The sequence below is a fragment of the Blastocatellia bacterium genome (assembly GCA_035573895.1).
In the GTDB taxonomy this organism is placed as follows: Bacteria; Acidobacteriota; Blastocatellia; order HR10; family HR10; genus DATLZR01.
The window spans coordinates 1-8,080 of record DATLZR010000151.1; the positions used below are offsets into that span (position 1 = coordinate 1).

Below are 8,080 nucleotides of genomic sequence, written 5' to 3' on the forward strand. Positions count from 1 at the left end.
CCACCCGCCGACGAGCGAGAAAACGGCCAGCACCCAGAGGGGAATCGTCATCACCGGCGGTGATTCCCGCACCGTCAGGGGAGCGGCTGCCGTCCCGTGATGAGCGAATCGCTCCTCGCCCTCGAACGTCATCACCATCAATCGCGTCATGTAAACGGCTGTCACCAGGGCCGTGACAAATCCGACCGCCCAGAGAAGCTTGCCCCAGGGCTCCGGCAGCGTCGTCGTCGTGAACGTTCGCCAGAGGATTTCGTCCTTGCTGAAGAAGCCGGCGAAGGGGAAGACGCCCGCCAGCGCCAGCCACCCGAAGATCATCGTCCGGTAGGTCGTCGGCAGGTGTTTTTTCAACCCGCCCATCTGCCGCATGTCCTCGTTGTGATGAAGAGCGATGATGACCGATCCGGCGCCGAGGAAAAGAAGCGCCTTGAAAAACGCGTGCGTGACAACGTGAAAGATCGCCGCGCTGAAAGCTCCCACGCCGCAGGCCAGGAACATGTAGCCGAGCTGTGAGATCGTCGAATAGGCCAGGACTTTTTTGATATTGGATTGAGCCAGACCGACGGTCGCCGCCCACAACGCCGTGAGACACCCCACGACGGCGACCACCGCGAGCGCCGTCAGTGAGCGGGCGTAAATCTCACTCGTGCGGGCGACCATGTAGACGCCCGCCGTCACCATCGTCGCCGCATGAATCAAGGCCGAGACCGGCGTCGGCCCGGCCATCGCATCGGGAAGCCACACGGCCAGGGGAATCTGAGCGCTTTTGCCCGTCGCCCCGACAAACAGAAGCACTGCAATGGCCGTCATAACGCCCATCTCGCCCAGCCCTTCGGGCGCCGGAAACCGAGCCTGAACCGCCTGAGCCACGTCGGCGAATCGAAGCGTGCCAAAGGTCGAGAAGACGAGAATGATCCCGAGCGCAAATCCCACGTCGCCGATGCGGTTGACGATGAACGCCTTCTTAGCAGCATAGCTGGCGTAGGCGGTTCGGAAGTAATGCCCGATGAGAAGGTAGGAGCACAATCCCACACCCTCCCAGCCGACGAACATCACCAGGAAATTGTCGGCGAGCACGAGCGTGAGCATCATGAACATGAACAGGTTCATGTAGGCGAAGAATCGGGCATACCCGCTGTCGCCGCGCATATAGCCGACGGCGAAAACGTGAATCCAGAATCCCACGAAGGTGACAAAGAGGATGTAAATGCCCGACAGCGGATCGAGGCGAAACTGGAACGGAGCCACGAAGCTTCCCGATTCAATCCAGTGGAAGAACGTTTCGGTGATCACCCGCTCGTCGGGCGGAAGCGGGAGCAATCGGGCGAAGAAGAGATAAAAGGCCAGCGCCATTGCCAGCCCGACCGATCCGCAGCCGATGAGCGCGATGACGCGCTCGCTCAGGCGTCGCCCGAGCACGCCGTTGAGCCCGGCAGCGATGAGCGGAATAAGAACGAGTGCCGTCATGCTGTCTCCCCCCGAGCGCAGGCTTCTCCCGTTCGCACCTTCATCGCAAGCCGCACACTCCGCGTTTCACTAGAGCTTCAACAAACTCGCTTCATCCACGTTCAGTGTCTCCCGGTGGCGGAAGAGCAAAATGACAATGGCCAGACCGACGGCCGCTTCGGCCGCCGCCACCACCATGACGAAGAAGACCAGGACCTGACCGTCCACCTGACCGAAGGCATGAGAAAAGGCGACCAGCGTGAGATTGACCGCATTGAGCATCAGCTCGATGCCCAAAAGGATCGAGATGATGTTCCGTTTGACGAAGACCGCGACCGCTCCGATGGTGAACAGGACCGCGGCCACGGCCAGATACCAGGAGATCGGAACCATGAGCGCTTCACTCCCTCCGCGCGAGAATCACTGCCCCGATGGTGGCGATCAGGATCAATACCGATGTCACCTCGAAGGGCAGGAGGTACCGGGTGAAGAGTTCCCGACCGACGGTCGCCGTCACGCCGACATCCTGGCCCGACGGGAGCGGGTTGGTGGGAAACTCCTTGAGAATATAGCCGATCTCGCCCACCAGCAGGGCGGCAAAGGGGATGGCCAGCCATTTGAAATACGGACGACGATCCAGCCGCGTCTCCTCCACCCGCACGTTGAGCAGCATGATGACGAAAACAAACAGCACCATGATGGCTCCGGCGTAGACGATGACCTGAATGACGGCGATGAAATACGCGCCGAGCAGGACGTAGAGTCCCGTGAGCGCGCCGAGGGCCACGAGCAACGACAGGGCACCGTGCAGCGGATTGCGCCGCACCAGCAGATTGAGCGCAGCTCCGATGGCGACACCGGCGAAGATGAGAAAGAAGACTCGTTCCATCGCCCGTTCCCCTTCCCGGCTACGCGGCCAGAGCGATCGCCGAGGAGATGAAGATGTTCAGCAGCGCCATCGGCACGAGAAATTTCCAGCCGAAGGCCATGAGCTGATCGTAGCGGAATCGCGGCAGCGTCGCCCGCAGCCAGATATAGATGAAGATGAAGATGGCCGTCTTCGCCCCGAAGTAAACCACACCGAGCAGCGGCCACCGATCCACTCCCGGCCCGTTCCACCCTCCGAGAAAGAGCGTCGTCGCCAGCGCCGACACGGTGAACATATTGGCATATTCGGCGACAAAGAACATGGCGAACTTAGTGGCGCTGTATTCGGTATGGTATCCGGCGACCAGTTCGGTCTCGGCTTCCGGCAGGTCGAAGGGAACGCGATTGGTCTCGGCCACCGCCGCAATGAAAAACAACAGGAAGCCGAGCGGTTGATACCAGAAGACGTGCCAGCGGGGAATGAAGCCAAAGTAGGTGCCCGATTGCGCCCGCACGATCTCCACCAAATCGAGCGATCCCGCCTGAATGAGAACGCCGACCACCGAGAGCGTCAGCGCCAGCTCGTAACTGATCAGTTGCGCCGCCGACCGCAGTCCTCCGAGCAACGAATACTTGCTGTTGGACGACCAACCGGCGAGGACGATGCCGTAGACTCCCAGGCTGCCCAGAGCGAAGATATAGAGGAGTCCCACATCAAGGCTCGTGATGTGAAGCGCGATGCGCCGACCCAACAGCTCGATGCTCTCGCCAAAGGGAATCACGGCATAGGTCATCAGAGCGGGAATGAGGATGATCATGGGAGCCAGCGTGAAGAGGATGCGATTGGGCGTCGTGGGCATGACATCTTCTTTGAACAGGAACTTGATGAGGTCGGCCAGCGGTTGCAAGAGTCCCCAGGGGCCCACCCGGTTGGGTCCATAGCGGAGTTGAATCCACCCCAGCACCTTTCGCTCCAGCAGCACGAGGTAGGCCAGGACCGTGAGGATAACAAAGAGCACGATGACGATCTTGAGTGTCGCTTCGATGACCAGGTCCATATCCGTCTCTCTTCTCTCGACGAGACCCGCTTCCGCGCCCGCCCTTCACCGAGTCCCGGCATCCACCGGCGCATCCCAGCCAAAGGCCGCCCGCAGCAACGGGACGTGCTCGGTGAGCGTCCCCGGTTCAAAGAGTCCCGTTCCCAGAGGAGCCGGCTCGGTGATTTTTTCCACCGAGAGATCAATGGCCTCGACGGCGACCTGCAGTCGTTGGATAAGCTCCTGCCGATCACTTTCTTCCAGTGGGACGAGAGGCCGCATCGTTTTCACCGCACTCTCCCGATCCAGTTGAGCGAAGGTGATTCCTTCGTAGCCGGGGACATGACTTGTGATCTCGCGGAAGATATTGGTGACCGAGAGGTGATATCCGAAATCCCGTCCCATCCGATGAACGATCTGGTCAATGATCATCCAATCCGGTCGTCGGTCGCCTCCGATGTCCAGAGCGCGCCGAATGCGCTGAACCTGGCCGCCGTTGTTGGTGAAGGTTCCGTCGAGTTCGGCAAAGCTCATGGCGGGCAAAACGACGTGAGCCAGCTCTGCCGTCCGGGTCATAAACAGCTCGTGGGTGACGACGAACTCCGCTCGGGCCAGAGCGTCGCACCAGGCCGGGCCGCAGAAGCGGGCCATATCGGCGCCCATGAGGTAGAGGGCTTTGATCTTCGGCCCGATGTCTTCGGGGGCGGGGAGATCGGCCACCAGCCCCATATCGAGAGCCCCCAGCGAATTGTTAAACCGCAGAAGCGGCAGCACGCGAACCCGGCGCGATCCGTCCGCCGCCAGAAGGCCACCGACAACGGCAGCAGCTTCCAGTGCGACATCGCTCAGATCACGACTGACCACAAGCGCCAGACTCTCGCTCTCGGTCAGCAGGCGTCGCAATTGGTGGATCTGCTCCGGCGCGAGCGCCGTCGCCCGGGCTGCCCTTTCACTCTGTGACTCATCGAGCAACGCCAGCATCACGGCCGCTTCCGATCGCGGACGAATGTGGAAGAAATGACTGGCTTCTTTCATCCGGCTGAGAGGCCGCGACCCGACGATCACCAGTCGAGCGCCCGTCAGTTGCACGGCCCGGCGCAGACTGTAGGCCGTCAGCGGATTGTACTCGGGCGGATTGCCGCCGAGGAGAACGATCGTCTTCACCTGCTGGCGCAGTTCCGGTTGCGTGATGAGCGGAACGGTCAACCGTCGGAAAAAAGGTCGCCAATCATGATCGCTGATGTGCGTCACCCACGGCGTGCCGAGAACTTCCCGCCCGAATCGGGCGAAGATGTAGAGGTCTTCGTTGGTCAGCCGGGGCGATCCGATGCAGGCGATGCTCTCGGGGCCGGAGCGTCGCTTGATCTCCGCCAGCCGATCCGCCACCACCCGCAGCGCCTCGTCCCAACTGACCGGCTCCCACTGATTCCCCCGACGAAGCAGAGGCGTGCGGATTCGCTCGGGACTGTTGACGAATTCGTTGCCGTATCGCCCCTTGAGGCAGAGGAACTCCTCGTTGATCCAGTTGTGGGTTTCCTGTCGCGCCGTGGTGAAGCTGAAGAGAACTTTCCAGCGAAATTCGCTGTCCATCTTGGTGAGGTCTTTGGCCCAGGCTCGAACGATGCGCCCGTTGCGCACGCTGAGGCGCATCTGACAGCCATCGCCGCAGTAGGTGCAGGTCGTCACCGTATCCTGAATATCCCACGGTCGCGCCTGGAAGCGAAAGTTCGCACTCGTGAGAGCGCCGACGGGACAGACCTCGACGCAGTTGCCGCAATTCTCGCACTCGAGCTGACCGTCGGGCCGATTCCCCACAATGACGCTGTGCGCGCCCCGGCCCCGCACGCCCAGGGCATGATTGCCCACCCATTCATCGCAGACGCGAATGCAGCGGTAACAGAGAATGCATCGCTGGGGATCGAGCCAGATGAACGGGCTCAGTTTATACTCGCCGGTGGGGTCTTTCGGCTCGTCCATTCGCGCCAGCAGTTGGCCGTAGTTGACGCTCATCCACTGGAGTTCGCACTCGCCGCCTTTATCGCAGACCGGACAATCGAGCGGGTGATTGGAGAGGATGAAATCCACCATCGCCCGACGGACCTGACGGATCTCGTCGCTTTCGGTCGTCACGACCATCCCGTCGGTCACCCGCAGGGTGCAGGCCGTTTGCAGCCGTCCGATTTTCTCCACCCGCACCAGACACATGCGACAGGCGGCCTGCGGAGGCAGGTCCTTGTAGTAGCAAAAATTGGGCACGGGAAATCCGGCCCGTTCGCACACTTCCAGAAGCAGGGCCCCCCGGGGAGCCTCGATCTGTTTTCCGTTGATCGTGAGCGTGACTTTTTCCATGCTGCCCTCCACGACCGATCACACTTCGTTCAGCCGGTCGTCTGCTATCCGGCGGGAACCGTCGTCAGCGCCACCGTGGGCTGCGTCACATACTTCTCGAAATCGGCGCGAAACTTCTCAATGGCCGGGTAGACGGCCCAGGCCGCCGCATCGCCCAGCGGACAGTGCGTCGTGCCGAAGATGTTCCTGGCCAGATCGTAGAGCAGGTCGAGGTCTCGGGTTCGCCCCCGGCCGCTGAGCAACCGCTCCAGGATTTTGACCATCCAGCGCGTTCCCTCTCGACAGGGCACGCACCAACCACAGGATTCGTGCGCATAAAATCGCGCGATCCGATAGACGACCTTCACCAGATCGGTCGTTTCGTCCATGATGATGATGGCTCCGCTGCCGAGCATGGACCGGAGCGCCGCCAGAGACTCAAAGTCGAGCGTGCAGGCTTCGGCCTCTTCCGCCGTGAGGATGGGAGCCGAGGAGCCTCCGGGGATGACGGCTTTCAGGCATCGGCCCTGACGAATCCCGCCGCAATCCTCATAGATCATCGCCTTCATCGGATAGCCCATCGGCAATTCATAAACGCCCGGACGCTCGACATGACCGCTGACGGCGAACAGGCGCGTCCCTCCACTTTTTTCCGTGCCCAGACGACGAAACCAATCGCCGCCGTTGAGGATGATCGGCGGCACCGAGGCGAGCGTCTCCACGTTATTGATGATGGTGGGACAGCCGTAGAGTCCCACGACGGCGGGAAATGGCGGCTTGATGCGGGGGTAGGCGCGTTTGCCCTCGAGTGATTCCATGAGCGCCGTCTCTTCGCCGCAGATGTAAGCGCCGGCTCCGGGATGTACGATGATGTCGCAGTCGAATCCGCTGCCGAGAATATTCGCGCCGACGTAGCCCCCGGCCCGCGCTTCCTCCACCGCCCCCTCGACGATCTCCTTCAAATACCAGTACTCGCCCCGAATGTAAATGAACGCCAGATGCGCGCCGATGGCATAGGCGGCGATGAGAATCCCCTCGATCATCGCGTGCGGGTCTTTCTCCATGATGAGCCGATCCTTGCAGGTTCCCGGCTCGCTCTCATCGGCGTTGCAGATGACGTAGGTGGGCTTGCCAGAGTCTTTGGGGACGAAACTCCATTTCAGTCCGGTGGAGAAGCCGGCTCCTCCGCGCCCCCGCAGAGCTGACTTTTTCACCTCCTCGATGACGTCCTCGGGCGTCATCTCGCGGAGCGCCTTCTCCAGGGCTCGATAACCGCCCGTCCGCCGATAGACCTCCAGCCGGTGCGAATCGGGCAGATCAAAGCGTGCGCTCAAAACCTTCGGCTTTTCCATGCTTTTCCCCGACAGATCTCACACCCGAAGCGATCCGTTCACAACGCGGTGGATCATCGCTGTGTGTACCGGAGCAACCGGATCACCTCCGGGCTCCGTCACGCTCGGAATTTCTATTTTCGCTCGCGTCATCGGCCTTCAGGGCAGCGCATCGAGAATCCGATCCACTTTCTCCGGCGTCAGGTGATGATGGAAGTCGAAGTTGATCTGCATGGCCGGAGCCCAACTGCACGCGCCGATGCATTCGACTTCGGAGAGGGTGAAACGGCCATCGGGCGTCGTTTCGCCAAATCCGATGCCGAGTTTTTTCTTGAGATGGGCTTCGATCTCCTCGCATCCGCCAAGCAGGCAGGAGACGTTGGTGCACACCTGGATGTGGTACCGGCCCAGAGGCCGACGGGTGAACATGGTGTAGAAGCTGACGGTCGTGGCCACGTCCATGAACGTGAGCCCCAGTTTGTCGGCCACCCAGGCGAGCGCCTCATCGGGAAGGTAGCCCACGTGCCGCTGCACCACCCAGAGGACCGGCAGCAGGGCCGACCGCCGCACCGGATAGCGAGCGATGATCTCGTCAATTTTCTTCTCCGCCTCGACAGGCACGAGCGTCATCGGTCAATCTCTCCCAGCACGATATCAATACTGGCAATGACGGCGACGACATCGGCGATGAGGTGCCCTTTGATCATTACCGGCAGCGCCTGCGCATGGGCGAACGAGGGAGCACGGATGTGCACCCGATAGGGTTTCGGTCCGCCATCGCTGATGATGTAATAGCCGAGTTCCCCGCGCGGGCTTTCCACCGCCAGATAGATTTCGCCGGGCGGAACCTTGAGCCCCTCACCGGTGAGCAGGAAGTGATAGATCAGGGCATCCATCTGCGTGAGCATCTGCTGGCGTGGCGGCAATGAGACGCGCGGATCGTCGGTTTTGATGCGGCCGGGCGGGAGTTTCTCGACGGCCTGGCGGATGATCTTGAGCGATTGGCGCATCTCCTCGACGCGCACGAGATACCGGGCATAGACATCGCCCTCGTGGCGGGTGGGGACGTCGAAA

At 61.3% G+C, this 8,080-nt stretch carries 8 protein-coding genes; all 8 read right to left on the minus strand.

The genetic code is table 11. The annotated features are described in order from the left end of the window. Window positions 1–1,464 (minus strand): NADH-quinone oxidoreductase subunit L (nuoL, locus tag VNM72_13010; protein ID HXF06316.1); only part of this gene is annotated, 1,464 nt, incomplete at its 3' end. Between the two features lie 69 nt (window positions 1,465–1,533). After that, entirely contained in the window at window positions 1,534–1,836 is a 303-nt protein-coding gene (nuoK, locus tag VNM72_13015) for an NADH-quinone oxidoreductase subunit NuoK (protein HXF06317.1), read from the minus strand. A gap of 7 nt (window positions 1,837–1,843) precedes the next feature. After that, the gene (locus VNM72_13020; GenBank protein HXF06318.1) at window positions 1,844–2,332 is read right to left on the minus strand and encodes an NADH-quinone oxidoreductase subunit J; all 489 of its coding nucleotides are present in this window, start codon (window positions 2,330–2,332) and stop codon (window positions 1,844–1,846) included. 19 nt (window positions 2,333–2,351) lie between these two features. Beyond that, complete coding sequence (nuoH, locus tag VNM72_13025) at window positions 2,352–3,368, minus strand: NADH-quinone oxidoreductase subunit NuoH (GenBank protein HXF06319.1); 1,017 nt, start codon at window positions 3,366–3,368, stop codon at window positions 2,352–2,354. Between the two features lie 45 nt (window positions 3,369–3,413). Next, window positions 3,414–5,696, minus strand: coding sequence for a molybdopterin-dependent oxidoreductase (locus VNM72_13030; GenBank protein ID HXF06320.1), 2,283 nt, complete (start codon window positions 5,694–5,696; stop codon window positions 3,414–3,416). A gap of 44 nt (window positions 5,697–5,740) precedes the next feature. Next, window positions 5,741–7,027 (minus strand): NADH-quinone oxidoreductase subunit NuoF, encoded by a 1,287-nt coding sequence (nuoF, locus tag VNM72_13035; GenBank protein ID HXF06321.1) that lies wholly within the window; start codon window positions 7,025–7,027, stop codon window positions 5,741–5,743. 138 nt (window positions 7,028–7,165) lie between these two features. Then, entirely contained in the window at window positions 7,166–7,636 is a 471-nt protein-coding gene (gene nuoE, locus VNM72_13040; protein ID HXF06322.1) for an NADH-quinone oxidoreductase subunit NuoE, read from the minus strand. Further along, on the minus strand, window positions 7,633–8,080 hold a 448-nt coding region (locus VNM72_13045), incomplete at its 5' end, for an NADH-quinone oxidoreductase subunit D (protein ID HXF06323.1). The genes nuoE and VNM72_13045, both read right to left, overlap by 4 nt.

Excerpts from the sequence above, each read along its gene's own strand:
- nuoK (HXF06317.1), bottom strand. The coding sequence starts at position 1,836 with ATGGTTCCGATCTCCTGGTATCTGGCCGTGGCCGCGGTCCTGTTCACC.
- VNM72_13020 (HXF06318.1), bottom strand. The coding sequence starts at position 2,332 with ATGGAACGAGTCTTCTTTCTCATCTTCGCCGGTGTCGCCATCGGAGCT.
- nuoH (HXF06319.1), bottom strand. The coding sequence starts at position 3,368 with ATGGACCTGGTCATCGAAGCGACACTCAAGATCGTCATCGTGCTCTTT.
- VNM72_13030 (HXF06320.1), bottom strand. The coding sequence starts at position 5,696 with ATGGAAAAAGTCACGCTCACGATCAACGGAAAACAGATCGAGGCTCCC.
- nuoF (HXF06321.1), bottom strand. The coding sequence starts at position 7,027 with ATGGAAAAGCCGAAGGTTTTGAGCGCACGCTTTGATCTGCCCGATTCG.
- nuoE (HXF06322.1), bottom strand. The coding sequence starts at position 7,636 with ATGACGCTCGTGCCTGTCGAGGCGGAGAAGAAAATTGACGAGATCATC.